Consider the following 26,431-nt stretch of genomic DNA (forward strand, 5'->3'; position numbering starts at 1 on the left):
TTCAGAAAAACAAAAACCGGGGCACTTGGCCCCGGCTTCCATCAACGAGACGCTTAAACGCGTTCGAAGACGGTGGAGATGCCTTGGCCGAGACCAATGCACATGGTGGCTACCCCGAAGGTGCCGCCATTTTGCTTCATCACGTTCAGCAAAGTGCCGGAGATACGGGCACCGGAGCAACCGAACGGGTGACCCAAGGCAATTGCGCCGCCGTGCAGGTTAACCTTCTCGTTCATCTTGTCGAGCACTTTCAGATCTTTCAGCACTGGCAAGGCCTGTGCGGCGAAAGCTTCGTTGAGCTCGAAGAAGTCGATATCGTTGATCCCCAGGCCCGCACGCTTCAGTGCTTTTTGTGTCGCCGGAACTGGACCATAGCCCATGATTGCCGGATCCACACCTGCCACCGCCATCGAGCGAATCACCGCCAACGGCTGGATACCCAGGTCCTGGGCACGCTGTGCCGACATCACGATCATGCACGAAGCACCATCGGTGATCTGCGACGACGTGCCGGCTGTCACGGTGCCGCCCTTCGGGTTAAACGCTGGCTTCAACGCCGCCAGGCTTTCCAGGGTAGTTTCCGGACGAATGGTTTCGTCGTAGTCGAACAGTTTCAGGAAACCGTTCTCGTCGTAGCCCTGCATCGGGATGATTTCGTCTTTGAACTTGCCTTCCAGGGTCGCCTTGTGGGCGAGCTGGTGGGAGCGCACGCCGAAAGCGTCCTGTTGTTCGCGAGTGATGCCGTGCATTTTGCCCAGCATTTCAGCGGTCAGGCCCATCATGCCCGAGGCTTTCGCCGCGTACAGGGACATGTGCGGGTTCGGATCGACACCGTGCATCATGCTCACGTGACCCATATGCTCGACGCCACCCACCACGAACACGTCACCGTTACCGGTCATGATCGCTTGCGCGGCAGTGTGCAGCGCGCTCATCGACGAACCACACAGACGGCTGACGGTCTGGCCGGCGGCAGTGTGCGGGATCTGCGTCATCAGGGACGCCATGCGAGCGATGTTCCAGCCCTGCTCCAGGGTCTGGTTCACGCAGCCCCAGATCACGTCTTCGACTTCGTTCGGGTCAACCTTGACGTTGCGTTCCAGCAATTTGCTGATCAGGTGCGCCGACATATCTTCGGCGCGGGTATTGCGGTGCATGCCGCCCTTGGAGCGGCCCATCGGAGTACGACCGAAGTCGACAATCACGACGTCTCTTGGATTCAAGCTCATAAAATTTCACTCTCGCTCAAAAGTTGGGACGCTTAACCGAAGAACCGTTGGCCAGTCTTGGCCATTTCACGCAGCTTCGCGGTCGGGTGGTACAGCGCGCCCAAATCAGCGTACTGGTCAGCCAGGGCAACGAACTCTGCAACACCGAGCGAATCGATGTAGCGCAGCGCACCACCACGGAATGGAGGGAAACCAATACCGTAGACCAGACCCATGTCGGCTTCGGCGGCGGTTTCGACAATGCCGTCTTCCAGGCAACGCACGGTTTCCAGGCACAGCGGGATCATCATCCAGTTGATGATGTCTTCGTCAGTGACTTCGCGCTGCTCGTAAACGATCGGCTTGAGCACTTCCAGTACCGACGGGTCGGCGACTTTCTTCTGCTTGCCCTTCTTGTCGGTCTCGTAAGCGTAGAAACCCTTGCCGTTCTTCTGGCCCAGGCGCTTGGCTTCGTAAAGCACGTCGATGGCCGAACGGCGATCGTCTTTCATGCGGTCCGGGAAACCTTCAGCCATCACGTCACGACCGTGGTGGCCGGTGTCGATGCCGACCACGTCCATCAGGTAGGCCGGGCCCATTGGCCAGCCGAATTTTTCCATGACCTTGTCGATACGGACGAAGTCCACACCGGCGCTGACCAGTTTGGCGAAACCGCCGAAGTACGGGAACAGCACGCGGTTGACCAGGAAGCCCGGGCAGTCGTTGACCACGATCGGGTTCTTACCCATTTTCTTGGCGTAGGCAACGGTGGTGGCAACAGCCAGTTCGCTGGACTTCTCGCCACGAATCACTTCAACCAGCGGCATCATGTGCACCGGGTTGAAGAAGTGCATGCCGACGAAGTTTTCCGGACGCTTGAGGGCCTTGGCCAGCAAGGTGATGGAAATGGTCGAGGTGTTGGACGCGAGGATGGTGTCCTCTTTGACCTTGTCTTCGACTTCAGCCAGTACGGCTTGCTTGACCTTAGGGTTCTCGACGACCGCTTCAACCACCAGATCAACGTGACCGAAATCACCGTAAGACAGTGTCGGACGAATGCCGTTGAGCACTTCAGCCATTTTCGCCGGGGTCATGCGACCTTTATCAACGCGACCCACCAGCAGCTTGGCGGCTTCAGCCAGACCTTGCTCGATGCCGTGCTCGTTGATGTCTTTCATCAGGATCGGCGTGCCTTTGGACGCCGACTGATAAGCGATACCGCCACCCATGATGCCGGCGCCCAATACGGCGGCCTGCTTCACGTCTTTGGCGATTTCGTCGTAGGCCTTGGCCTTTTTCTTCAGTTCCTGATCGTTCAGGAACAAACCGATCAAGCTCTGCGCGGCAGAGGTCTTGGCCAGTTTAACGAAACCGTTGGCTTCGACTTCCAGTGCTTTGTCGCGACCGAAGTTCGCCGCTTTCTGGATGGTCTTGATCGCTTCAACCGGCGCCGGGTAGTTCGGGCCAGCCTGACCGGCCACGAAACCTTTGGCGGTTTCGAAAGCCATCATTTGTTCGATGGCGTTCAACTTCAGCTTTTCAAGCTTGGGCTGACGCTTGGCCTTGTAGTCAAACTCGCCGGAGATGGCGCGCTTGATCAGCTCCAGGGCCGCTTCCTGCAGTTTCTCAGGGGCAACCACGGCATCGACGGCGCCGACTTTCAGCGCGTCTTCAGGACGGTTTTCCTTGCCGGCGGCAATCCACTCGATGGCGTTGTCGGCACCGATGAGGCGCGGCAGGCGCACGGTGCCGCCGAAGCCTGGGTAGATGCCCAGTTTGACTTCCGGCAGACCGATCTTGGCCTTGGTGGACATGACGCGGTAGTCCGCCGCCAGGCACATTTCCAGACCGCCACCCAGGGCGATACCGTTGATCGCGGCGACAGTCGGGACGTTGAGGTCTTCGAAATCGCTGAAAATCTTGTTGGCTTCGAGGTTGCCAGCGACAAGCTCTGCATCAGGCAGCTTGAAGTTCTCGACAAATTCGGTGATGTCGGCGCCGACGATGAACACGTCCTTGCCACTGCTGACGATCACACCCTTGATCGAAGCATCTGCCTTGATGGCGTCTACGGCCTGACGCAGTTCGTTCAGGGTTAGACGGTTGAACTTGTTGACGGACTCACCCTTGAGATCGAACTTCAGTTCGACGATGCCACTTTCAAGAGCCTTAACCGTGATGGCTTTACCTTCGTAAATCATCAACTGATCTCCACGATATGGAAGCTGAACAGTACACGTCGGACGCAGGCGAATGGCTCGGCAGGACGCTTTTCGTCGATGCTAACGCCAATCCACCCGGCACACCCGCCAACGCGATAGTCGGGATTCTGTAGGAGCGTTCTGCAATACAAACGCTCAATTCATACGCCCGTTTGATTTGGGTACGCCACCTTCACGGAATTTCCGACAATTGTCAATCGCCCAAAATGCTGGTTGAAACGCGACTTTCCAGTCATTTCCGTAACACGAAGGCCAACAACACGCAGATGCATGTGAAGCCATTCATAGAATCAATAGTTAGAAAAGTCGCCCTAATTCACGGCAATCTGTGTTTAAGCAGCTACGCTAGCGGGGCATTGAGGAAAAATTTTGAACGCTTTTGGCGAATGCCCAGCGTAAGATCAGCGCCACAAAGAATTTCCGGCCTGCCTGGCCAACTCCAGCCCGATGATGATGTCGGGCTTTTTATTGCCTGTCTGCCAGACGTTTCGCGCCATTGCAGCGCGAAATTTCCGCACGTCATGCCAGCGCTTTCAGCACTGCATCAATCGTCTGCAAAACCGTCGCTTCGCCCTTCTCGCCCCAGTACAACGTGATCATCTGCTTGTCCGCTTCGATCTTGTAGACGTTGTCCGGCAATTTTTCGAAATGAATCAGCAACGCCGGATCTTCACAAACTTCCTGCCACTGATTGACCCACACACCTGGCGCTTTTTGCCAATAACTCCAACACTTCGGCTGATTGCCTCGACGCGGTCGATGGTACTGCGCACACGGGCTCGGCGGCTCGTGGCTCAGCCAGTGTGGCCACTCCTGAGGCGCCAGTTGCATGGCCAGCCCGATACGTCGCGCCTCCATGCGCAAGGCCATGCGGCCGCTCTGGTGGCGGGACGGTCGCAACCATGCCAGCGGACTCAGGACCACCAGCAGGATTGACACCACTATCCAGACCGTCATATCTGTACTCCCGATTCTTGATGAGCGCTTTGGGTCACTTTGGAACCATTGCGCTTGAAACCAGCCATACTTACCAATATTGCAATCCTCAGGAGGAGCACCTCATGCCCTACAACCATATTCTGGTCGCTGTAGATCTAACCGAAGAGTGCGATCCTGTTATCCACCGCGCCCGCGAACTGTCGGTGAGCAACGGCGCGAAGCTGTCCCTGGTGCACATTGTCGAGCCGATGGCCATGGCCTTTGGCGGCGACGTGCCAATGGACCTGTCACAACTGCAACAACAGCAGTTCGACCAGGCCAAGGAGCGACTTGATCGGCTGATCGTGAAATACCCGGAACTCTCCAAGGAATACAGCCACCTGACTTACGGCCAGCCGCGCCAGGAGATTCATCACTTGGCCAAGGAACAGACCTGCGACCTGATCGTGGTCGGCAGCCATGGCCGGCATGGCCTGGCGCTGCTATTGGGCTCCACCGCCAACGACGTGCTGCACGGTGCGCCGTGTGATGTGCTCGCCGTACGCCTGATCAAAAGCTGACAACACAAACTCCCTTCGGCAGCTCCTACAAAAAGCCCGACACTCGAATAACCGAGGTCGGGCTTTTTTAATGCAGCAGGATCAATCAGGCATCCAGCTCGGCCCAGCGTTCGACCATCACGTCGAGTTCAGCCTGCAATTGCTCAAGCTGAGCAATCACCGCAGCCGTCTCGGCTGCCGGGCGCTGATAGAACGCGGAATCCGCCATCTGCGCTTCAACCGCCGCAATCTGCGTTTCCATGGCTTCGATCTGAGCCGGCAGCATTTCCAGCTCACGCTGATGCTTGTAGCTGAGCTTTTTCTTTGCCACCGGCGCTTCGACTGCAGCGACTGGCGCCGCCTCGGCCGTCACCACAGCGGAGGTCAGGTCGGCCTTGCCGGACTTGCTCTCGGTCACGCCCAGCAGGCGCGGCGAGCCGCCCTGACGCAGCCAGTCCTGATAACCACCGACGTATTCGCGAACCTTGCCTTCACCTTCGAAGACCAGGGTGCTGGTCACAACGTTGTCGAGGAATGCCCGGTCGTGACTGACCATCAGCACAGTGCCGTTAAAGGTCAGCAGGACCTCTTCCAGCAACTCGAGGGTTTCGACGTCGAGGTCGTTGGTCGGTTCGTCGAGTACCAGCAGGTTCGCCGGTTTGCTGAACAGTTTGGCTAACAGCAAGCGAGCACGCTCACCACCGGACAGCGCCTTGACCGGCGTGCGGGCACGCTGCGGGCTGAACAGGAAGTCGCCGAGGTAGCTCAGCACGTGACGGCTCTGACCATCGATATCGATGAAGTCGCGACCTTCGGCCACGTTGTCGATCACGGTCTTTTCCAGGTCCAGCTGATGGCGCAACTGGTCGAAGTAGGCCACGTCAATGCGCGTCCCCTCTTCCACGGTGCCGCTGGTGGGTTGCAGACCGTTGAGCATCAGTTTCAGCAAGGTAGTCTTGCCGGTACCGTTGGCGCCCAGCAGACCGATACGGTCGCCGCGCTGCAGGACCATCGAGAAGTCCTTGATCAGGAACGGGCCGCCCGGGTGAGCGAAACTCACGTTCTCGAGGACCATCACCTGCTTGCCGGACTTGTCGGCGGTATCGAGCTGAATGTTGGCTTTGCCAGTGCGCTCACGACGCTCGCTGCGCTCGTTGCGCAGGGCTTTCAGGGCGCGGACGCGGCCTTCGTTACGGGTGCGGCGCGCCTTGATGCCCTGGCGAATCCAGACTTCTTCCTGGGCCAGTTTCTTGTCGAACAGCGCGTTGGCGGTATCTTCAGCGGCCAGCGAGGCTTCTTTGTGCACGAGGAAACTGGCGTAGTCGCCGTTCCAGTCGATCAGGCCGCCGCGATCCAGTTCGAGGATGCGGGTGGCGAGGTTCTGCAGGAAGGAACGGTCGTGCGTGATGAACAGCACGGCGCCCTGGAAATCCTTCAGCGCTTCTTCGAGCCAGGCGATCGCACCGATGTCCAGGTGGTTGGTCGGTTCGTCGAGCAGCAACAGGTCCGGTTCGGAAACCAGGGCCTGGGCCAGCAGGACGCGGCGACGCCAGCCGCCGGACAATTCGGCGAGGGTCTTGTCGGCCGGCAGTTGCAGACGGCTCAAGGTGCTGTCGACCAATTGCTGCAAACGCCAGCCGTCGCGGGCTTCGAGGTCGTGCTGGACGTGCATCAGTTTGTCCAGGTCGGCGTCGGTGACGATGTTCTGGCTCAGGTGGTGATACTGCGCAAGCAGCTCGCCCACACCGTCCAGGCCTTCAGCCACAACGTCGAACACGGTCCGCTCGTCGGCTACCGGCAATTCTTGCGGCAATTCGCCAATCTTGAGGCCGGGTGCGCGCCAAACGGAGCCGTCATCGGGCTTCTGGTCGCCCTTGACGAGCTTCATCATGCTGGACTTGCCAGTGCCATTGCGGCCGATGATGCACACCCGCTCACCACGGGCGATCTGCCAGGACACCTTGTCCAACAACGGCGTAGAGCCGAAAGCAAGGGACACATCGCTGAATTTGAGCAGGGTCATGAGCTTCTCCAAAAACCGGGCGCGCATTCTACCTGACTTGAGGCTTCAGAAGGCCGGCAATTTCACCTCTGTAGCACTCTGCATGACAATTGTTGCGATCTTGCACCGACAGGCCGGCAAAGCTTTCGCCCGTTGCTGGCAAAAGGCTAAGCTACAGATTATTCAGTGCCGACCCTGTCAGCACTTGTCATGATTTTTCTGCCCGGATGTCTCATGCGCAGTCGCCTTTTCAGTCTTTTATCGTGTTTGCTTCTTTCTGCCACTGCCGCTCAATCAGTCCAGGCGGTAGACCTGTCCACCCAACGCCAGTATTACGATGAGGCCAAGCGTGCCTTGGCCAAAGGCGATTCGGGGCCTTATTTCCGCTACAGCCAGGCCCTCAGCGATTATCCGCTGGAACCGTACCTCGCCTATGACGAACTGACCGCGCGCCTTAAAACCGCGAGCAATGCCGAGATCGAGAAATTCCTCGCCGAACACGGTGACCTGCCCCAGGCCAACTGGATGAAACTGCGCTGGTTGCGCTGGCTGGCCGATCGCGGTGACTGGGCGACCTTCGTCAAGTATTACGACCCCAAGCTCAACTTCACCGAACTGGATTGCCTGAACGCGCAATATCAGATCGGGCATAACCAGAAGACTGTCGGTTATGCCAACGCCGACAAGCTCTGGCTGACCGGCAAATCCCAGCCCGCCGCCTGCGATGGCTTGTTCGGAATCTGGGCCGCCGAAGGTCAATTGACCGAGCAGAAACGCTGGGAACGCACCAAGCTCGCGGCCCAGGCGCGCAACTACCCACTGGCCAACAGCCTGGTGAGCGGCCTGACCACCCTTGCCCCGCGCGGTCGCTTGCTGGTGGATGTGGCGCAGAAACCCGAACTGCTTAATCAGCCGTCGCGGTTCAGCCCGGCCGACGAGCCGATGTCCGACATCGTCAGCCTCGGCTTACGCCGTCTGGCCAAGCAGGACCCGGACAAGGCCATGGACCTGCTCGACGGTTATGCCAGCAGCATGCACTTCTCCCGGGATGAAAAAGTGGCGATCGCCCGGGAAATCGGCCTGACCCTGGCCCGGCGCTACGACCCGCGCGCACTGGACGTGATGACCAAGTACGACCCGGAACTTCGCGACAACACCGTGTCGGAATGGCGCCTGCGTCTGTTGCTGCGTCTGGCCCGCTGGGACGACGCCTATCAGTTGACCCGTCGTTTGCCGCAGGACCTGGCCACCACCAACCGCTGGCGCTACTGGCAGGCCCGCAGCCTGGAACTGGCGCAGCCGCAGAACCCGGAAGCGCAGACGCTTTACAAAGGCCTCGCCCGCGAGCGTGATTTCTATGGCTTCCTCGCCGCGGACCGTTCGCAACTGCCCTATTCGCTGCTCAACAAGCCATTGGTGCTCAGCCAGGCGATCATCAACAAGGTGCGCAACACCCCCGGCGTACGTCGCGCCCTGGAATTCCACGCCCGCGGGCAGATCGTCGACGGTCGTCGCGAGTGGTACCACGTCAGCCGCCACTTCAACCGTGACGAGATGGTCGCCCAGGCAAAACTGGCCTACGACCTGAAATGGTATTTCCCGGCGATCCGCACCATTAGCCAGGCGCAATATTGGGACGATCTGGACATTCGCTTCCCGATGGCTCACCGCGAAACCCTGGTGCGCGAAGCCAAGGTCCGTGGCCTGCACTCGAGCTGGGTGTTCGCCATCACCCGCCAGGAAAGTGCCTTCATGGACGACGCCCGATCCGGCGTCGGCGCCAGCGGCCTGATGCAACTGATGCCGGGCACCGCCAAGGAAACCGCGCGCAAGTTCAGCATTCCCCTGGCCTCGCCACAGCAAGTGCTCGACCCGGACAAGAACATCCAGCTCGGCGCCGCGTACCTGAGCCAGGTCCACAGCCAGTTCAACGGCAACCGCGTCCTCGCCTCCGCCGCCTACAACGCCGGCCCCGGCCGCGTGCGTCAGTGGCTGCGCGGCGCGGATCACCTGAGCTTCGACGTCTGGGTGGAAAGCATCCCGTTCGACGAAACCCGCCAGTACGTGCAGAACGTGCTGTCGTACTCGGTGATCTACGGCCAGAAGCTCAACTCGCCGCAACCGCTGGTGGATTGGCATGAGCGGTATTTTGATGATCAATGATCGGTGATGCCGATCATGTAGGCGCTGCCGAAGGCTGCGATCTTTTGATTTGGTTCTAAAAAATGCCCGCATCAACCGATGCGGGCATTTTTGTTTGTGGTTCAAAGCAGGATCAAAAGATCGCAGCCTCGTTTCTCTCGACAGCTCCTACACCGCACCTACGCAGCCCCTACGCCGATCCAGCCCCTACGAACGCCTTGCCGGGTTTGGTCAGGCGATAGCGTTGAGCCGGACTCTTAGGTGAATCGGGATCAGTCATTTCGATCAAACCGGCGACCAATGCGGGCTTGAGATAGTTAGCTCGAAAGGTCGCCTTGTGAGCCATACCGACCTCTGCCATCAACTCATTGACCTTGAGCGAACTGCCGTCATGAAGCACCCGAAGCAATTTTGCTACATGGTCGGTTACTTGGTCGGTTACTTGGTCGGTCATAGGTTCGCTCCGAGCCGCTTCGGCGAGCGCTAGACTCAATGACTGGAGCATGAATTCAACAAAAGGCGTCGACTCGGCCATCTGGTCGGCCGCCGACAGCGCAGCGTAATAGGCATCCTGCTGCTCACGTATTACCGCTTCAACCGGCAAATACGCCAACACGGGACGCCACTGACTGAGGATCAAAGTCTGCCAGAGCCGCCCCATCCGCCCATTGCCATCGGCAAAGGGATGGATGAATTCGAATTCGTAATGAAACATACAGCTGATGATCAGCGGATGCCAGTCGGAGTCGCTCCTACACCGCGCCTACGCGTGAAGGTCGAATTCGGCCTTGCCGTCGTTGAACTGCAACGCCGCCAACCGCGCATACAACGCATTGCTCGCGACCAGTTCCTGATGCGTGCCCACGGCTACCAGTTTCCCTTGATCCATCACCGCAATCCGGTCGGCGTTTTTCACCGTGGCCAGGCGGTGGGCGATGACCAGGGTGGTGCGGTTTTTCATCAGGCTGGGCAGGGCTTGCTGGATCAGGTGTTCGCTTTGGGCGTCGAGGGCGCTGGTGGCTTCGTCGAGTAGCAGGATCGGTGCGTCGACCAGCAGCGCCCGGGCGATGGCCAGGCGTTGGCGCTGGCCGCCGGACAGACCGAGGCCGCCGTCGCCGAGGTGGGTCTGGTAGCCGTTGGGCATTTGTTCGATGAAGTCGTGGGCGTAGGCGATTTTCGCGGCTTCCTGGACCTGGGCCAGGGTCGCAGTCGGATTGCCGTAACGGATGTTCTCCTCGATGCTGCCAAAGAACAGCGCCGGGTTTTGCGAGACCAGGGCGAAGCAGCGGCGCAGGTCCAGCGGATCGAGCTGCGTCAGCGGCACGCCGTCGAGCAGGATGCGCCCTTCGGCGGGGTCGTAGAATCGCAACAGCAAGTCATACACCGTGGACTTGCCCGCGCCGGATGGCCCGACCAGCGCCAGGGTTTCCCCCGCTTTGATGGTCAGATTCAAGCCATCGACAGCAAAGCTTTCGGGACGTGACGGGTAGGAAAAGCGCACCTCCTGCAATTCCAGATTGCCCTTGACCCGCTCGGGCAAGGTCACCAACCCCGTGGTCGGCGGCTGGATGATGTTTTCCGAGCGCAGCAATTCGGCAATCCGCTCCGCCGCACCGGCCGCTCGCTGCAACTCGCCGATCACTTCGCTCAAGGTGCCGAAGGCGCTGCCGACGATCAGGCTGTAGAAGACAAACGCTGCCAGCTCACCTGCGGAAATCCGCCCGGCAATCACGTCCATGCCGCCGACCCACAACATCACCCCGACCGCGCCCAGCACCAGCACGATCACCAGGGTAATCAGCCAGGCCCGCTGGAAGATGCGCTTGCGTGCGGTGTTGAACGCCTCTTCCACGGTCGCGGCGAAACGTTGCTCGTCCTGGACCTGGTGGTTGTAGGCCTGCACGGTTTTGATCTGGCCGAGGGTTTCGGAGACGTAGCTGCCGATATCGGCGATCCGGTCCTGACTCAGGCGCGACAGGCTGCGCACCCGACGACCGAAGATCAGGATCGGCGCCACCACCAAGGGCAAGGCAATCACCACAATGCTGGTGAGCTTGGGGTTAGTGATAAACAGCAGCACGATCCCGCCGATCACCATCAGCAGATTGCGCAAAAACAGCGACAGCGACGAGCCGATCACCGATTGCAGCAGCGTGGTGTCAGCGGTCAGCCGCGACTGAATCTCGGAGCTGCGGTTGTCTTCATAGAACCCCGGATGCAGGTAAACCAGGTGGTTGAACACCTGGCGCCGAATATCCGCGACGACCCGCTCGCCTATCCACGACACCAGGTAAAAACGCGCGAAGGTGCCGACGGCCAGGCCAAGCACCAGCAACATGAACAAGCCAATGGTCTGGTTGAGCAAGTGCGCCGACTGCGTCATGAAGCCCTGATCCACCAACAGGCGAATGCCCTGGCCCATGGACAAGGTGATGCCCGCCGTGACAATCAGCGCGAGCAAGGCACCAAAGGCCGGCCAGCGATACGGCGCAAGAAAATGACTGGTCAGGCGCAAGGCACGACGGTGACGGGAAGAGAGCATCGGGTTCATCCAGGTTCGCAGCCCAAGCGATTGATAGGGCCCGCCTACACACTCAATGGGGTGGAACTCTGTAAATCACAATGAGTCAGGTTAATTATGCCCGCCGAGACTAGCGGCTAGACGCTATTGGTCTAAAGTCCGGGTGGCAAGGTCGCGGTATTTCTGGTGGACTGATATTGCCGGCCTCGAGAGACCGTAGGGAGTTGTCATAGCCCGGTCACCTGGCGGTTTTAGAGTAAGCACACAACCTGATGAGGAGACAGGCCATGTCCTTGCAAAACAGCAGCGAAGACAAGATTCAAGTGATCCGCACACAGCCCGACCAGTCTCTGGGTTGCTCGATTATCGATAAGGATGGGCGCGAAGTACCGATCACTGAACACATGATCCAGGACGCGTGCCGTGAACTGGAACAGCGATTGGTCAAGCCTGCCGAACAAAAGTGATATAGCCACCGTCTTCTTGACCCGGCCCAGGTTGGCCGGGTTTTTTATGGGTGTTCGTCAGGAGATTGCGGCGCGGCATTCGCGGTCGCCCACCCTGTAGGAGCGAGGCTTGCCCGCGAAAGGGCCAATGCGGTCCCTAGACAGCCGTCGCACCCAACGCCGCCACGATCTGGCTCAACACCGGCGAATCTCCCTCGATTCTTACCTGCAACCCATCAATCTCCCGGCGCGCCGGATAATGCTTGCGCAGCGCATCAAACGCCGCCCGCTGCTCGTTCACATTACCGACAAGGCTGCGGCGAAAATCCGCATCGTCGCGGCGCGGGTCGTACACGCCACGGCACATCATCGCCAGCGCCCAGGCCGGATCGCTGTCAGCGTGCAGGGTTACCTGCGACAACCATGGTGCCGGCAGCAACTCGCTGAGGCTGACCTGGGCTGGCTGACCAAGGAAATCGCAATACGCCTGATAGATCTGCGCCGTACCGCGCTGCTTGCCATCGAGGCTGTAACCGGCGATGTGTGGGGTCGCCAGGACGCAGAGGTCAGCCAGCGCCACATCGACTTCGGGTTCGCCTTCCCAGACGTCCAGCACCGCTTGCAGGTCTTCACGCTGCAGCAACACCTGACGCAGGGCGGCGTTATCCACCACCGGGCCACGGCTGGCGTTGATCAGCCAGGTGCCGGGCTTGAGCCGGTTCAAACGCGGTTTGTCGAACAGATGCCAGGTCGATTGCGCGCCGTGCTTCTTCAACGGGGTGTGCAGGCTGATGACGTCGCACTGCTCGATGATCTGTTCGAGGCTGACGTAATCGCCACCTTCCGCCGCTTGCCGTGGCGGATCGCAGACCAGCACGTTCCAGCCCAGGCCTTGCAGGACCTTGACCAACCGCCCGCCCACTTCACCGGCACCGACGACACCGTAAGTGCGTTGAGTCAGGTCGGCGCCTTCGATTTCGGCCAGGGTCAGCAGGCTGCCGAGCACATAGTCAACCACGCCCCGGGCATTGCAGCCGGGGGCGCTGGACCAGGTAATGCCGGCCTGTTGAAAGTAATCCAGGTCCAGGTGATCGGTACCGATGGTGCACGTGCCGACAAACTTCACGTTACTGCCTTCGAGCAATGCGCGGTTGACGTTGGTCACCGAACGCACCAGCAGCACATCGGCCTGTTCAACCGTGGCGCGGTCGATGGAACGCCCCGGCACCCGGCGAATTTCGCCGAAACCTTCGAAGAAGGCATCAAGCAGCGGGATATTTTCATCGGCAACAATCAGCATGGCGAGGCTCCTTTGGCGGATCGGCAGTGTAGTTGTAGATGACCTGTCACGCCTAGCACACCAAAGGATTACAAATCCCTAACACAGCTCTTTTCCTGACTACTGCGTCAACGGGTAGAATGCGCCGCCCTTGCGCATCAAATACCCTTGGACGCTTCGCCCTTGAATTCCGTGACTGATCAACCCGCTGCAACCGCCCTCACCCGTCCGGCCCGGATTCGTCTGGAGCTGAAAACCCTGTTCGCCCTGGCGCTGCCAATCATGATCGCGCAATTGGCGACCACCGCCATGGGCTTCGTCGATGCGGTGATGGCCGGCCGGGTCGGGCCGCGAGATCTGGCGGCTGTAGCGTTGGGCAACTCGATCTGGGTGCCGGTGTTTCTGTTGATGACCGGCACCTTGCTGGCGACCACGCCGAAAGTCGCCCAGCGTTTCGGCGCCGGCACGCACAGCGAAATCGGCCCGATCGTGCGCCAGGCACTGTGGCTGGCACTGGTGGTGGGGTTGATGGCGACCGCCATGCTCATCGCTGCCGAACCGATCCTGCACCTCATGAAGGTCGACCCCGAGTTGATCGGTCCGTGCATGCAATACCTGCACGGCATTGCCGCCGGTTTGCCCGCTGTCGCGTTCTATCACGTGTTGCGCTGTTTCAGTGACGGCATGGGCCGCACGCGCCCGGCGATGATTCTCGGGTTATGCGCCCTGGCGCTGAACATCCCGCTCAATTACGTGTTCATTTATGGTCACTTCGGCGTACCGGCCATGGGCGGCGCCGGCTGTGGCTGGGCGACGGGGATTGTCATGTGGTTCATGGCCCTCGGCATGGTCGCCTATACGCACTGGGCCCCGGCCTACCAAAAAAGCGAGCTGTTCAGCCGTTTCGACTGGCCGCAATGGACGGTGATCAAACGCCTGCTGAGCATCGGCTTGCCAATCGGCATCGCGGTGTTTGCCGAATCGAGCATCTTCGCGGTGATCGCCTTGCTGATCGGTAGCCTCGGCGCGACCGTCGTCGCCGGCCACCAGATCGCGCTGAACGTCAGCTCTCTGGTGTTCATGATTCCTTACTCGCTGGGCATGGCCGTCACCGTACGCGTTGGCCAGGCCCTGGGCCGCAATGAACCGCGGGAAGCGCGCTTCGCCGCAGGCGTCGGCATGGGCAGCGCATTGGCCTATGCCTGCCTGTCGGCGAGCATGATGCTGTTGCTGCGTGAACACATTGCCACGATCTACACCACTGACCCGACGGTGATTCACGTCGCGGCGATGCTGATTGTGTACTCGGCGTTGTTTCAGTTTTCCGATGCGATCCAGGTCACCGCGGCCGGCGCACTGCGCGGTTATCAGGACACACGGGTGACGATGATCCTGACCTTGTTCGCGTATTGGGGGATTGGTTTGCCGGTGGGTTACGCCCTGGGCCTGACCGACTGGCTCGGCGCACCGAGCGGCCCGAGCGGGCTGTGGCAGGGTTTGATCGTGGGCTTGAGTTGCGCGGCGCTGATGCTGTCGATCCGCCTGGCGCGCAGTGCACGCAAGCGGATCCGCATCAGCAAGTCGGCGGGTTAAGCGAGTTTCTTGCGGATCCAGTAGAGGTAGGTGCCTGCCTCTTCATGCTGGCCGACCAGTTCATGGTCGAGGAACACGCAGAACTTGGGGATATCGCGACGGGTCGACGGGTCGGTGGCGATCACCTTCAGCAAGCCGCCGGGCGCCAGGTCACGGATGTGCTGGTGCAGCATCATCACCGGCTCCGGGCAGTTGAGGCCGGTGGCGTCGAGGGTGCCGTCTACCGGCGTATCAATCATTTCACTCATGATTCACTCCTGAAACTGGCCGGCATTGTCGCGCATTGCCGGGGTTCTAGTCACTGACAGCTGATCGTTCCGACGCTCTGCGTGGGCATGCATCCCGTGACGCTCCGCGTCACATCCAAAGGCGGAACGCGGAGCGTCCCCGGCGGCATTCCCACGCAGAGCGTGGGAACGATCAATGTGCAAACTCAGCGGGACTTGGGTTTCTTCACATCGATCCGGCGCAAATGGCAGGTCACTTCTTCACGGTCGTGGTACAGCTGCTTGCAGCCGATCTCGACCTTGATCCCGCGCTCCTTGAAGCCTTCGGCGATGCGTTCGAGCAAGCGCTTCACTTCCGCGTAACGCTGTTTCATCGGCAGCTTGAGGTTGACCACCGCTTCACGGCAATGGCCTTCACCAATCCATTCTTCCAGCATCGCGGCGTTGCGCGCCGGTTTCTCGACGATGTCGCAGACCATCCAGTCCACCGGTTGGCGCGGCTTGAAGGTGAAACCGTCGGCCATCAAGTGCTGCACCAGGCCGGTGTCCATCAGGCTTTCGGCCATAGGACCGTTGTCGATGGCGGTCACCAGCATCCCGCGATTGACCAGCTGCCAAGTCCAGCCGCCCGGTGCGGCACCGAGGTCAACGCCGGTCATGTCGCTGTGCAGGCGCTCGTCCCACTGATCCCGGGGGATAAAGTGGTGCCAGGCCTCTTCCAGCTTCAGGGTCGAACGGCTTGGCGCGTCACGCGGAAATTTCAGACGTGGAATGCCCATCGGCCACATCGCCGAGTTATTCGACTCGGCCAGGCCGACAAACACTTCACGACCGCTTTTGAAAGTCAGCAGCAGCCTCGGCTTGCTGGCGTCTTCCACCAGTTTGCCGGCGGCCATCAGCGCCTTGCGCAGGTGACCTTCGAACTTCTTGCAGAAGTTCGACAGTTCCTTGCCATCGTTGGTGTCGACCATTTCCAGCCACAGGCTGCCGCACACCGGGAAGTCGACGATGTGCGCGAGGATCACGCTGATGCGGTCGGTTTCCGGCAGGTCGATGAACATCCCGCGCGCCCATTGGCGCGGGAAGATCAGCTCGGCGAAACGCTGGCCGCGCATCAGGCGCGCGGCGCCGTCTTCTTCGGTGCAGATGAATTCGGCGCAGGCGCTGGCGGTCTTGGCCTTGGCATAACCGGCCACGTTCAGCCGTGCGGCGTGTTCGGAAATCTCGGAACAGACTTCGCCTTCGAAGCCCGGCCGGCAATGCATAAAGAGGGTGTTCATTGAATCTCCTGGGCAATCGGCAATGATCGATGCGCAAACTTGCCCTGTAGCAAAGCCTGTCACGAAAACCGGCGCATGATAGCCGAGTTCGGAACCTTGGACTTGTCGATAGAGTCCAGTAATTAGCCAGCTACTTAAAACAGGGCTAGGTTAAAGGCTCTGTTTGTCCCGTCAGTCCGTAGCCGTGCGGACCCAAAGGAGTTATTTCAAATGCCGTCCCTCGATAGCCTGAAAACCCTTAAAACCTTACAAATCGACGACAAGACGTACCACTATTTCAGTCTGCCCGACGCTGCCAAGAGCCTCGGTGATCTCGACAAGCTGCCGATGTCGTTGAAAGTGCTGCTGGAAAACCTGCTGCGCTGGGAGGACGAAAAAACCGTCACCGGCGCCGACCTCAAGGCGATTGCCGCGTGGCTCAAGGAACGCCGCTCCGACCGTGAAATCCAGTACCGCCCGGCCCGGGTATTAATGCAGGACTTCACCGGCGTACCCGCCGTGGTCGACCTCGCCGCCATGCGCGCCGCCATGGCCAAGGCTGGCGGCGATCCGCAGCGGATCAATCCGCTGTCGCCGGTGGATCTGGTGATCGACCACTCCGTAATGGTCGACAAATTCGCCAGTTCCAGCGCGTTCGAACAGAACGTCGACATTGAAATGCAGCGCAACGGCGAGCGTTACGCCTTCCTGCGCTGGGGCCAGAGTGCCTTCGACAACTTCAGCGTGGTGCCGCCGGGCACCGGGATTTGTCACCAGGTCAACCTGGAATACCTCGGGCGTACGGTCTGGACCAAGGACGAGGACGGCCGCACCTACGCGTTCCCCGACACCCTGGTCGGCACCGACTCCCATACCACCATGATCAACGGCCTCGGCGTGCTCGGCTGGGGCGTCGGCGGGATCGAAGCGGAGGCGGCGATGCTCGGCCAACCGGTGTCGATGCTGATTCCGGAAGTGATTGGCTTCAAACTCACCGGCAAGCTCAAGGAAGGCATCACCGCCACTGACCTGGTGCTGACCGTCACGCAGATGCTGCGCAAGAAGGGTGTGGTCGGCAAATTCGTCGAATTCTACGGTGACGGCCTCGCCGACCTGCCGTTGGCAGACCGCGCGACCATCGCCAACATGGCCCCGGAATACGGCGCCACCTGCGGCTTCTTCCCGGTGGACGACGTGACGCTGGACTACCTGCGCCTGTCCGGCCGCCCACCGGAAGTGGTCAAGCTGGTCGAGGCCTACACCAAGGCCCAAGGCCTGTGGCGCCTGCCGGGCAAGGAACCGATCTTCACCGACAGCCTGGAACTGGACATGGCCAGCGTCGAAGCCAGCCTCGCCGGGCCGAAACGTCCGCAGGACCGCGTGTCACTGCCCAATGTCGCCCAGGCCTTCAGCGATTTCCTCGGCCTGCAGATCAAACCCACCAGCAAGGAAGAAGGTCGCCTGGAAAGTGAAGGCGGCGGTGGCGTCGCGGTGGGTAATGCCGACCTGATCGGCGAGGCGGACTACGAGTCCGAAGGCCATACCTATCGCCTGAAGAACGGGGCGGTGGTCATCGCTGCGATCACCTCTTGCACCAACACTTCCAACCCGAGCGTGATGATGGCGGCCGGGCTGGTGGCGAAGAAAGCCATCGAGAAAGGCCTGAAACGCAAACCGTGGGTCAAGAGTTCCCTGGCGCCTGGCTCGAAAGTGGTCACCGACTATTACAAGGCGGCTGGCCTGACCCAATACCTTGATGAACTGGGTTTTGCCCTGGTCGGTTATGGCTGCACCACCTGCATTGGTAACTCCGGGCCGCTGCCGGAACCGATCGAGAAAGCCATTCAGAAGGCCGATCTGGCCGTCGCTTCGGTGCTGTCCGGCAACCGCAACTTTGAAGGCCGGGTGCATCCGCTGGTGAAAACCAACTGGCTGGCCTCCCCGCCCCTGGTCGTCGCTTATGCGCTGGCCGGCACGGTGCGGATCGATATCAGCAGTGAACCCCTGGGCAATGACCAGAACGGCAACCCGGTGTACCTGCGCGACATCTGGCCGAGCACCCAGGAGATTGCCGACGCGGTGAATCAGGTCAACACCGCGATGTTCCACAAGGAATACGCCGAAGTGTTTGCCGGCGACGAACAGTGGCAGGCGATTGAAGTGCCACAAGCGGCGACCTATGTGTGGCAGGAAGACTCGACGTACATCCAGCATCCGCCGTTCTTCGATGACATCGGTGGGCCGCCGCCGGTCATCCGGGACGTGAAAAAGGCCAACGTGCTGGCGCTGCTCGGCGATTCGGTGACCACCGACCACATCTCCCCCGCCGGTAACATCAAGGCCGACAGCCCTGCTGGTCATTACCTGCGCGAGAAAGGCGTTGAACCGCGGGACTTCAACTCTTATGGCTCCCGTCGCGGCAACCATGAAGTGATGATGCGCGGGACCTTCGCCAACATTCGTATCCGCAATGAAATGCTCGGCGGCGAAGAAGGCGGCAACACGATCTACATTCCCACTGGCGAACGCCTGCCGATCTACGACGCGGCGATGCGTTATCAGGCGTCGGGCACGCCGCTGGTGGTAATCGCCGGGCAAGAATACGGCACCGGCTCGAGCCGCGACTGGGCGGCCAAAGGTACCAATCTGCTGGGGGTGAAGGCGGTGATCGCCGAGAGCTTCGAGCGGATTCACCGTTCCAACCTGGTGGGCATGGGCGTGTTGCCGTTGCAGTTCAAGCTGGATCAGAACCGCAAAAGCCTGAACCTGACCGGTAAGGAGACTGTGGATATTCTTGGTCTGACCGGCGTTGAAGTGACGCCGCGCATGAACCTGACGCTGGTCATCACCCGCGAAGACGGCAGCAGCGAGAAGATCGAGGTGTTGTGCCGGATCGATACGCTGAATGAAGTGGAGTACTTCAAGGCCGGGGGGATTTTGCATTACGTGTTGCGACAGTTGATTGCCTCGTAAGCATCGTTGCTGACAGAGACACCGCCTTCGGGCGGTGTTTTTGTTTGTGCGGTGTACGTCCTTATAATCGCGCGCCCCAGAAAAGTTCGCAGCCTTCGATCTTCGCGGCGACAAAAGCACCATCGCTCAAAAAGGACTTCCCATGCTCGCTCTGCCATGGCTCCACCTGGCACTCCTCTCCATCGGCTATGCAATAGCGCTGATCTACGGCCAGCTCGGCTGGCTCGCTGCGATAACAGTCGCACTGCTGCTGTTCGCCGGTTTCGCCGTACGCCAGCAAAAGATTCAGGCCGGCCGCTACATCGGCCACGGCTTGTTCATCGTCCTGGCCCTGGCGCTGGCGATGCATTGGCTGCCGGGCTTCTACAACGGTCGCGGCATCGACCCGCAGCGGTTCACCGACGATGCCGTGCCGTTTTCCATGTATGTGAACCAGGACAAACCACTGATTGGTTTCTGGTTGTTGCTGGTCTGCCCATGGATTGTTGGCCGGCGCTCGCTGCGGCTGTCGATCTACGCCACCGCCCTCGCCTTGACCCTGAGTGTCGTGCTCGCCCTCGGTGGTGCCTTGCTGTTGGGCATGATCAGTTGGGCACCAAAATGGCCGGACCACGCCTGGCTGTGGGTCTTGAACAATCTGCTGCTGGTGACCCTGGTCGAAGAAGCGCTGTTTCGCGGCTACATCCAGGGCGGTTTGAGCCGGCGTTTCAAACACCTGCCCTATGGCGAAAACCTCGCGTTGTTGCTCGCTTCGCTGCTGTTCGGCTTGGCGCATCTGGGCGCTGGCTGGCAATGGGTGTTACTGGCGGGCCTGGCAGGGGTCGGCTATGGTCTGGCCTACCGATTTGGCGGGTTGGGTGCGGCCATCGCTACCCATTTCGGCTTGAACCTGCTGCATTTCGGCCTGTTCACCTATCCGATGCTCGCGGCATGACGCAACAGTCGTTTTGCGACGCGGCGCTGATTATTGAAAAATAATTTCAATAAATTCCTGACCATGCCGACACCCTGTCAAAGCCTTGCGGATTGAAAAAGCCATGCGTAATAACCAACCCACTACACAACGCGAACGGACCTTTCCGGCTCAGCAACGGTTGATTTCCACGACCGACGCCAAGGGCGTGATCACTTACTGCAACGACGCTTTCGTCGAAATCAGTGGGTTTTCCCGTGAAGAGCTGATCCGTGCGCCGCACAACCTGGTTCGTCACCCTGACGTCCCGGCAGCGGTGTTCGCGCATATGTGGGGCACATTGAAACAAGGCTTGCCATGGATGGGCATTGTCAAGAATCGCTGCAAGACCGGTGATCACTACTGGGTTAACGCCTATGTCACGCCGGTGTTCGAAGGCAATCAGGTGGTCGGTTACGAGTCGGTGCGGATCAAACCCACCGCCGAGCAGATCCGCCGGGCCGAAGCGCTCTACCAACGCATCAACCAGGGCAAGTCGGCGATTCCTTCGTCAGACAAATGGCTGCCGATCCTGCAGGACTGGGTGCCGTTTATTCTGATCAGCCAGATCAGCTTCATGATCGGTGCCTCGCTCAACTCCCAGTGGGGTTTTGCCTTGGCCGCCGGTTTGTCGGTGCCGCTGGGCCTGATGGGTTTGAGCTGGCAACAGCGCGGGCTCAAGCGCCTGCTGGTCCTGGCCGGGCAAACCACATCCGACCCGCTGATCGCGCAGATGTACACCGACAGCCGTGGTGCCCAGGCGCGTCTGGAGATGTCGATCCTCAGCCAGGAAGCGCGTCTGAAGACCTGCCTGACCCGTCTGCAGGACACCGCCGAGCACCTGACCGAGCAAGCCAAGCAGTCCGACACCCTGGCGCACAACAGCTCCAACGGCCTGGAACGTCAGCGCGTCGAAACCGAGCAAGTGGCCACCGCCGTCAACCAGATGGCCGCCACCACCCAGGAAGTCGCCAGCCACGTGCAACGCACCGCTGACGCTACCCAGGAAGCCAATCGCCTGACCAGTCGCGGTCGTGACATTGCCGGGGAAACCCGCGAAGCCATCCAGCGCCTGTCGGTGGTGGTGGGTGAAACCGGCCTGACCGTGACCCAACTGGCCAAGGACAGCGACGAAATCGGTGGCGTGGTCGATGTGATCAAAGGCATCGCCGACCAGACCAACCTGCTGGCACTGAACGCCGCCATCGAAGCGGCGCGCGCCGGTGAAATGGGCCGTGGTTTCGCGGTCGTGGCCGACGAAGTGCGCCAACTGGCGCAACGCACCAGCGAGTCCACCGGACAGATTCACGCGCTGATCGCCAAGCTGCAACAAACCGCCAACACCGCCGTACAAACCATGGACGCCGGGCATCGCCAGGCCGAAGAAGGTGTGGCGCGGGTCTTGGAAGCCGACCAGGCCTTGATCGGCATCAGCGAAGCGGTGGCCCATATCACCGACATGACTACGCAAATCGCCGCTGCTACCGAAGAGCAAAGCTCGGTGGCCGAAGAGATCAGCCGCAACATCAGCAACATCTCGCAACTGGCGGACCAGACGTCTGAACAGGCGCAACACTCGGCGTTGTTGAGTGAAGAGCTGACGAAGACGGCCAGTACCCAGTATTCGCTGGTGGAGCGGTTTAACCGCTGATCTTCGTTGCCAGGGCGTGATGATCGTTCCCACGCTCTGCGTGGGAATGCCTCAATGGACGCTCTGCGTCCGCTGTTGGGACGCGGAGCGTCCCGGGCTGCATTCCCACGCGGAGCGCGGGAACGATCACTTAGCGAAGGAAATCAGCCACCTTCTGCGCCGCAGCCGCCAAATGCTGCTCATGGCTAAACCCCGAAGCCTTCAACGGTTTCAAATCATGATCCCCCGCCACTCGCCAGAACACCTCGATGCTCGGTGACAACGCATAACCCTCGACCGCCTCGCGATTGCCCAACGCATCCCGTTCGCCCTGGACAATCAAGGTCCGGGTCTTCAGCCCGGCCAAATGCTCGACCCGCGGTTTCTCCGGCTTACCCACGGCATAAAACGGATAACCCAGACAGACCAGCGCATCCGCGCCCAATTCATCCGCCAGCAAACTGGCCATCCGCCCGCCCATGGACTTGCCACCAATGGCCAGGCGCCCAGTGACATGGCGTCGCACCTGGGCATACACCTCATGCCAGCATTCGAGCAGTTTCGGTGCCGGATTCGGTGGGCGTTTACCGCCATCGATGCGCCGTTGTGCCATGTACGGAAACTCGAAGCGCAACACGTTGACCCCAGAGGCGGCAAGGCGCGCGGCCATGTCGTTCATCCAGCCGCTGTCCATCGGCGCACCCGCGCCGTGGGCGAGAATAAGCGTGGTCGATGACGGCGTCGAGGCGGCATTCCACAGCCAGCCATGATCCTGCACACACCGCGCCCATTGATCCCCGTCAATACTGGCCTTGTGCTCTTTGTCCATGCTTGCCTCGCTTTTAGTCTGCCTATAACTCCAGGCGAAGGAAGCGCTTGCCTTGCGCAGCGCCTTCACTTCGGCTGAACCGTGGATGGGGAACCATGAACACTTCTATCAGTACCGCCTACAACTACAAGGTGGTCCGCCAATTCGCCATTATGACGGTGGTGTGGGGCATCGTCGGCATGGGGCTCGGGGTTTTTCTCGCCGCTCAATTGGTCTGGCCCGAACTCAACTTCAATTTGCCGTGGACCAGCTTCGGCCGTTTGCGCCCGCTGCACACCAACGCGGTGATCTTCGCTTTCGGCGGTTGCGCCCTGTTCGCCAGTTCGTTCTATTCGGTGCAGCGCACCTGCCAGACCCAACTGTTTGCCCCAAGAATCGCCCAGTTCTGCTTCTGGGGCTGGCAACTGGTGATTGTCCTGGCGGCCGTCAGCCTGCCGCTGGGCTACACCAGTTCCAAGGAATACGCCGAGCTGGAATGGCCGATCGACATCCTGATCACCATCGTCTGGGTCGCCTACGCCATCGTGTTCTTCGGCACACTGGCCAAGCGCAAGACCAAGCACATCTACGTCGGTAACTGGTTCTTCGGCGCGTTCATCGTCACCGTGGCGATCCTGCACATCGTCAACAACCTGGAAATCCCGGTCAGCTGGACCAAGTCCTACTCGCTGTACGGCGGCGCAACCGACGCCATGGTGCAGTGGTGGTACGGCCACAACGCGGTGGGTTTCTTCCTGACCGCAGGCTTCCTCGGGATGATGTATTACTTCGTGCCGAAACAGGCCGAGCGTCCGGTGTACTCGTATCGTTTGTCGATCGTGCACTTCTGGGCGTTGATCACCCTCTACATCTGGGCCGGCCCGCACCATTTGCACTACACCGCGTTGCCGGACTGGGCACAGTCGCTGGGCATGGTGATGTCGCTGATCCTGCTGGCGCCAAGCTGGGGCGGGATGATCAACGGCATGATGACGCTCTCCGGCGCCTGGCATAAGTTGCGCAGCGACCCGATCCTGCGCTTCCTCGTGGTCTCGCTGGCGTTCTACGGCATGTCGACCTTCGAAGGGCCGATGATGGCGATCAAAACCGTCAACGCCCTCTCCCACTACACCGACTGGACCATCGGCCACGTTCACGCCGGCGCGCTCGGTTGGGTGGCGATGATTTCCATCGGCGCGCTGTACCACATGATCCCGAAAATCTTCGGCCGCCAGCAGATGCACAGCCTCGGCCTGATCAACGCGCACTTCTGGCTCGCGACAATCGGCACCGTGCTCTACATCGCGTCGATGTGGGTCAACGGCATCGCCCAGGGCCTCATGTGGCGCGCTGTCAACGAAGACGGCACGCTGACCTACTCCTTCGTCGAAACCCTGGTGGCCAGCCACCCAGGCTTCGTCGTGCGGTTGGTGGGCGGTGCGATCTTCTTCAGCGGCATGTTGCTGATGGCCTACAACACCTGGCGCACCGTGCGGGCCTCGCAGCCTGCCGAAGCCGCCGCTGCCGCGCAGATGGCCTGAGGAGTCCGCCATGAAACACGAAACCATCGAGAAAAACGTCGGCCTGCTGCTGTTGCTGATGGTCCTGGCCGTCAGCATCGGCGGTCTGACCCAGATCGTCCCGCTGTTCTTCCAGGACGTAACCAATAAACCGGTGGAAGGCATGAAGCCCTACACCGCGCTGCAACTGGAAGGTCGCGACATCTACATCCGCGAAGGTTGCGTCGGCTGCCATTCGCAGATGATCCGGCCGTTCCGCGCCGAAACCGAACGCTACGGCCACTACTCGGTCGCCGGTGAAAGCGTCTGGGATCACCCGTTCCTGTGGGGCTCGAAACGTACCGGGCCGGACCTGGCACGGGTCGGCGGTCGCTACTCCGAAGACTGGCACCGCGCGCATCTGTACAACCCGCGCAACGTCGTGCCGGAATCGAAAATGCCCGGCTACCCATGGTTGGTCGCCAACTCGCTCGACAGCAGCCACACCGAAACCAAGATCAAGGCCATGCGCACCCTCGGCGTGCCATACAGCGACGACGACATTACCGGTGCCGTCGCCTCGCTCAAGGGCAAGACCGAAATGGACGCACTCGTCGCCTACCTGCAAGTGCTTGGCACTGCCATCAAGAGCAAGAGGTGAGCCATGGCCATTCCCTTTGAAATAGTCAGCGTGATGAGCAGCGGAATGATCCGCGGCCTGGGCACGGTCGTGGTGTTCGTGGCCTTCGTCGGCCTGGCGTTGTGGGTGTTCAGCGGCAAGCGCAGCCCGGAATTCGCTGAAGCGCGAATGCTGCCGTTCGCCGACGAGTTGAACCCCGATGACGCCACCCAAGAACCTGAACCAAGGAGTACCCGGCCATGACCACCTTCTGGAGTACGTGGATCTGCGTACTGACCATCGGCAGCCTGATCGGCCTGACCTGGCTGTTGATCGGCACCCGCAAGGGCGAGACCAAGGGCAGCGTCGACCAGACCATGGGCCACAGCTTCGACGGCATCGAGGAGTACGACAACCCGCTGCCGCAGTGGTGGTTCATGCTGTTCGCCGGCACCTTGGTGTTCGCCGTGGGCTATCTGGTTCTGTATCCGGGCCTGGGCAACTGGAAAGGCGTACTGCCGGGCTACGAGGACGGCTGGACCGGCGTCCACGAGTGGGAAAAGGAAATGAACAAGGCTGACGCCCGGTTCGGACCGATCTTCGCCAAATTCGCCGCGATGCCGGTGGAAGAAGTGGCGAAAGACCCGCAAGCGCTGAAAATGGGCGGTCGCCTGTTTGCCTCCAATTGCGCGGTGTGTCACGGCTCGGACGCCAAGGGCGCCTTCGGCTTCCCCAACCTGGCGGACCGTGATTGGCGCTGGGGCGGCGACGCCGACATGATCAAGACCACGATCATGGGCGGTCGGATGGCAGCGATGCCGGCCTGGGGTGAAATTCTCGGTGAGGCTGGCGTGAAAAACGTGGCCGCGTATGTGCGTCATGAACTGGCCGGCCTGCCGTTGCCCGCCGACAGCAACGCCGATGTACAAGCCGGTCAGCAATTGTTCAGCACCACTTGCGTAGCCTGTCACGGGGCAAACGGCCAGGGCACTGAAGCCATGGGCGCGCCGAACCTGACGCACCCGGCCGGATTCATCTACGGTTCAAGCCTGGCGCAGCTGCAACAAACCATTCGTCATGGCCGCCAGGGCCATATGCCGGCGCAGAACGAACTGCTCGGCAACGATAAGGTGCAACTGCTGGCCGCCTATGTTTTCAGCTTGTCGAACGGTGTCAGCACCGAGCGCTTGCAGGCTGAAGGCAAAAGCGAATAATTCTTGACCGCTCTGCTGCCGCATTCTCCCGGATGCGGCAGTTCCCTGCTTCTTTGCGACCCATTGTCGCACCCTCAATTAGTCGCCCTTTCGGTTCCCCGGATTCGGGTCTACGCTTGCTCGATGCGGACTGGCAAAGTACCGGTTCCAGGTCGACATTAGCCGATGTGTTCAACGAATCTGCTCGATGACAGGCCGCAAAGGCTGGTAGATACCGGCTGTCGTGCCAAATGCCATCGCTCACCCTTTCGTTGCGTTTCAACACACCCCGTTACAACTGACCTGAACCCCTCGCCTTTTTCGTCTGCTGCGACATTTTGTCCGGGGCCGATTTTGTCCTTACGCGGCGCATGGAAAGG

At 60.4% G+C, this 26,431-nt stretch carries 20 protein-coding genes and 1 pseudogene; 11 read left to right on the forward strand and 10 right to left on the reverse strand.

The window, feature by feature from the left end:
- Nucleotides 1–53: 53 nt before the first annotated feature.
- The 3 genes from fadA to HKK53_RS10415 form a co-directional block, all read right to left on the reverse strand.
- The gene (gene fadA, locus HKK53_RS10405) at nucleotides 54–1,229 is read right to left on the reverse strand and encodes an acetyl-CoA C-acyltransferase FadA (protein ID WP_010456360.1); all 1,176 of its coding nucleotides are present in this window, start codon (nucleotides 1,227–1,229) and stop codon (nucleotides 54–56) included.
- A gap of 32 nt (nucleotides 1,230–1,261) precedes the next feature.
- Nucleotides 1,262–3,409: a fatty acid oxidation complex subunit alpha FadB gene (fadB, locus tag HKK53_RS10410; RefSeq protein ID WP_169370755.1), complete on the reverse strand. Its 2,148-nt coding sequence runs from the start codon at nucleotides 3,407–3,409 to the stop codon at nucleotides 1,262–1,264.
- Between the two features lie 540 nt (nucleotides 3,410–3,949).
- A complete protein-coding gene (locus HKK53_RS10415) occupies nucleotides 3,950–4,387 on the reverse strand; it encodes a hypothetical protein (protein WP_169370756.1) in 438 nt (145 codons plus the stop codon).
- A gap of 104 nt (nucleotides 4,388–4,491) precedes the next feature.
- On the opposite strand from HKK53_RS10415, the gene HKK53_RS10420 reads away from it, so the two are divergent.
- Complete coding sequence (locus tag HKK53_RS10420) at nucleotides 4,492–4,929, forward strand: universal stress protein (RefSeq protein ID WP_008151425.1); 438 nt, start codon at nucleotides 4,492–4,494, stop codon at nucleotides 4,927–4,929.
- Between the two features lie 85 nt (nucleotides 4,930–5,014).
- On the opposite strand, the gene HKK53_RS10425 is transcribed toward HKK53_RS10420, so the two are convergent.
- Complete coding sequence (locus tag HKK53_RS10425; RefSeq protein ID WP_169370757.1) at nucleotides 5,015–6,931, reverse strand: ATP-binding cassette domain-containing protein; 1,917 nt, start codon at nucleotides 6,929–6,931, stop codon at nucleotides 5,015–5,017.
- Nucleotides 6,932–7,144: 213 nt separating this feature from the next.
- On the opposite strand from HKK53_RS10425, the gene HKK53_RS10430 reads away from it, so the two are divergent.
- The gene (locus tag HKK53_RS10430) at nucleotides 7,145–9,073 is read left to right on the forward strand and encodes a transglycosylase SLT domain-containing protein (protein WP_169370758.1); all 1,929 of its coding nucleotides are present in this window, start codon (nucleotides 7,145–7,147) and stop codon (nucleotides 9,071–9,073) included.
- A 169-nt stretch (nucleotides 9,074–9,242) separates the two neighbouring features.
- Here HKK53_RS10430 and HKK53_RS10435 read toward each other — a convergent pair.
- Together HKK53_RS10435 and HKK53_RS10440 are read right to left on the reverse strand one after the other, a co-directional pair.
- Nucleotides 9,243–9,797 (reverse strand): annotated as a pseudogene (locus HKK53_RS10435) (Fic family protein); the annotation flags it as partial.
- A gap of 18 nt (nucleotides 9,798–9,815) precedes the next feature.
- Complete coding sequence (locus HKK53_RS10440) at nucleotides 9,816–11,603, reverse strand: ABC transporter transmembrane domain-containing protein (protein ID WP_169370759.1); 1,788 nt, start codon at nucleotides 11,601–11,603, stop codon at nucleotides 9,816–9,818.
- 257 nt (nucleotides 11,604–11,860) lie between these two features.
- On the opposite strand from HKK53_RS10440, the gene HKK53_RS10445 reads away from it, so the two are divergent.
- Nucleotides 11,861–12,040: a PA1571 family protein gene (locus HKK53_RS10445; RefSeq protein WP_169370760.1), complete on the forward strand. Its 180-nt coding sequence runs from the start codon at nucleotides 11,861–11,863 to the stop codon at nucleotides 12,038–12,040.
- 136 nt (nucleotides 12,041–12,176) lie between these two features.
- Here the strand turns inward: HKK53_RS10445 and pdxB are convergent, their stop codons facing one another.
- Nucleotides 12,177–13,319, reverse strand: a complete 1,143-nt coding sequence (pdxB, locus tag HKK53_RS10450; protein ID WP_169370761.1) for a 4-phosphoerythronate dehydrogenase PdxB — start codon at nucleotides 13,317–13,319, stop codon at nucleotides 12,177–12,179.
- A gap of 162 nt (nucleotides 13,320–13,481) precedes the next feature.
- Here pdxB and HKK53_RS10455 point away from each other — a divergent pair, with 162 nt between their 5' ends.
- The gene (locus HKK53_RS10455) at nucleotides 13,482–14,891 is read left to right on the forward strand and encodes an MATE family efflux transporter (RefSeq protein WP_169370762.1); all 1,410 of its coding nucleotides are present in this window, start codon (nucleotides 13,482–13,484) and stop codon (nucleotides 14,889–14,891) included.
- On the opposite strand, the gene tusA is transcribed toward HKK53_RS10455, so the two are convergent.
- A complete protein-coding gene (tusA, locus tag HKK53_RS10460; protein ID WP_123403368.1) occupies nucleotides 14,888–15,139 on the reverse strand; it encodes a sulfurtransferase TusA in 252 nt (83 codons plus the stop codon). The genes HKK53_RS10455 and tusA overlap by 4 nt on opposite strands.
- Nucleotides 15,140–15,324: 185 nt before the next feature.
- On the reverse strand, nucleotides 15,325–16,398 hold the full coding sequence (gene rlmM / locus HKK53_RS10465; protein WP_133836750.1) for a 23S rRNA (cytidine(2498)-2'-O)-methyltransferase RlmM: 1,074 nt from the start codon (nucleotides 16,396–16,398) through the stop codon (nucleotides 15,325–15,327).
- A gap of 210 nt (nucleotides 16,399–16,608) precedes the next feature.
- Here rlmM and acnA point away from each other — a divergent pair, with 210 nt between their 5' ends.
- The 3 genes from acnA (at nucleotide 16,609) to HKK53_RS10480 (ending at nucleotide 21,953) form a co-directional block, all read left to right on the forward strand.
- Nucleotides 16,609–19,350, forward strand: a complete 2,742-nt coding sequence (gene acnA, locus HKK53_RS10470; RefSeq protein WP_169370763.1) for an aconitate hydratase AcnA — start codon at nucleotides 16,609–16,611, stop codon at nucleotides 19,348–19,350.
- Nucleotides 19,351–19,492: 142 nt separating this feature from the next.
- Entirely contained in the window at nucleotides 19,493–20,284 is a 792-nt protein-coding gene (locus tag HKK53_RS10475) for a CPBP family intramembrane glutamic endopeptidase (protein ID WP_169370764.1), read from the forward strand.
- Between the two features lie 103 nt (nucleotides 20,285–20,387).
- Nucleotides 20,388–21,953 carry a methyl-accepting chemotaxis protein gene (locus HKK53_RS10480; RefSeq protein WP_169370765.1) on the forward strand — a complete coding sequence of 522 codons (1,566 nt, stop codon included), beginning with the start codon at nucleotides 20,388–20,390 and terminating at the stop codon, nucleotides 21,951–21,953.
- A gap of 130 nt (nucleotides 21,954–22,083) precedes the next feature.
- Here the strand turns inward: HKK53_RS10480 and HKK53_RS10485 are convergent, their stop codons facing one another.
- Nucleotides 22,084–22,761 carry an alpha/beta family hydrolase gene (locus tag HKK53_RS10485; RefSeq protein WP_169370766.1) on the reverse strand — a complete coding sequence of 226 codons (678 nt, stop codon included), beginning with the start codon at nucleotides 22,759–22,761 and terminating at the stop codon, nucleotides 22,084–22,086.
- 95 nt (nucleotides 22,762–22,856) lie between these two features.
- On the opposite strand from HKK53_RS10485, the gene ccoN reads away from it, so the two are divergent.
- The 4 genes from ccoN to ccoP are packed head-to-tail and all read left to right on the forward strand — an operon-like array spanning nucleotide 22,857 to nucleotide 26,072.
- Complete coding sequence (ccoN, locus tag HKK53_RS10490) at nucleotides 22,857–24,281, forward strand: cytochrome-c oxidase, cbb3-type subunit I (protein ID WP_169370767.1); 1,425 nt, start codon at nucleotides 22,857–22,859, stop codon at nucleotides 24,279–24,281.
- A 10-nt stretch (nucleotides 24,282–24,291) separates the two neighbouring features.
- Nucleotides 24,292–24,900, forward strand: coding sequence for a cytochrome-c oxidase, cbb3-type subunit II (gene ccoO, locus HKK53_RS10495; RefSeq protein ID WP_169370768.1), 609 nt, complete (start codon nucleotides 24,292–24,294; stop codon nucleotides 24,898–24,900).
- 3 nt (nucleotides 24,901–24,903) lie between these two features.
- Nucleotides 24,904–25,122 carry a cbb3-type cytochrome oxidase subunit 3 gene (locus HKK53_RS10500; RefSeq protein ID WP_169370769.1) on the forward strand — a complete coding sequence of 73 codons (219 nt, stop codon included), beginning with the start codon at nucleotides 24,904–24,906 and terminating at the stop codon, nucleotides 25,120–25,122.
- Complete coding sequence (ccoP, locus tag HKK53_RS10505; protein WP_169370770.1) at nucleotides 25,119–26,072, forward strand: cytochrome-c oxidase, cbb3-type subunit III; 954 nt, start codon at nucleotides 25,119–25,121, stop codon at nucleotides 26,070–26,072. Before HKK53_RS10500 ends, ccoP begins: the two co-directional genes overlap by 4 nt.
- The last annotated feature ends 359 nt before the right edge of the window (nucleotides 26,073–26,431 follow it).

The sequence above is a fragment of the Pseudomonas sp. ADAK7 genome (genome assembly GCF_012935675.1).
In the GTDB taxonomy this organism is placed as follows: domain Bacteria; phylum Pseudomonadota; class Gammaproteobacteria; order Pseudomonadales; family Pseudomonadaceae; genus Aquipseudomonas.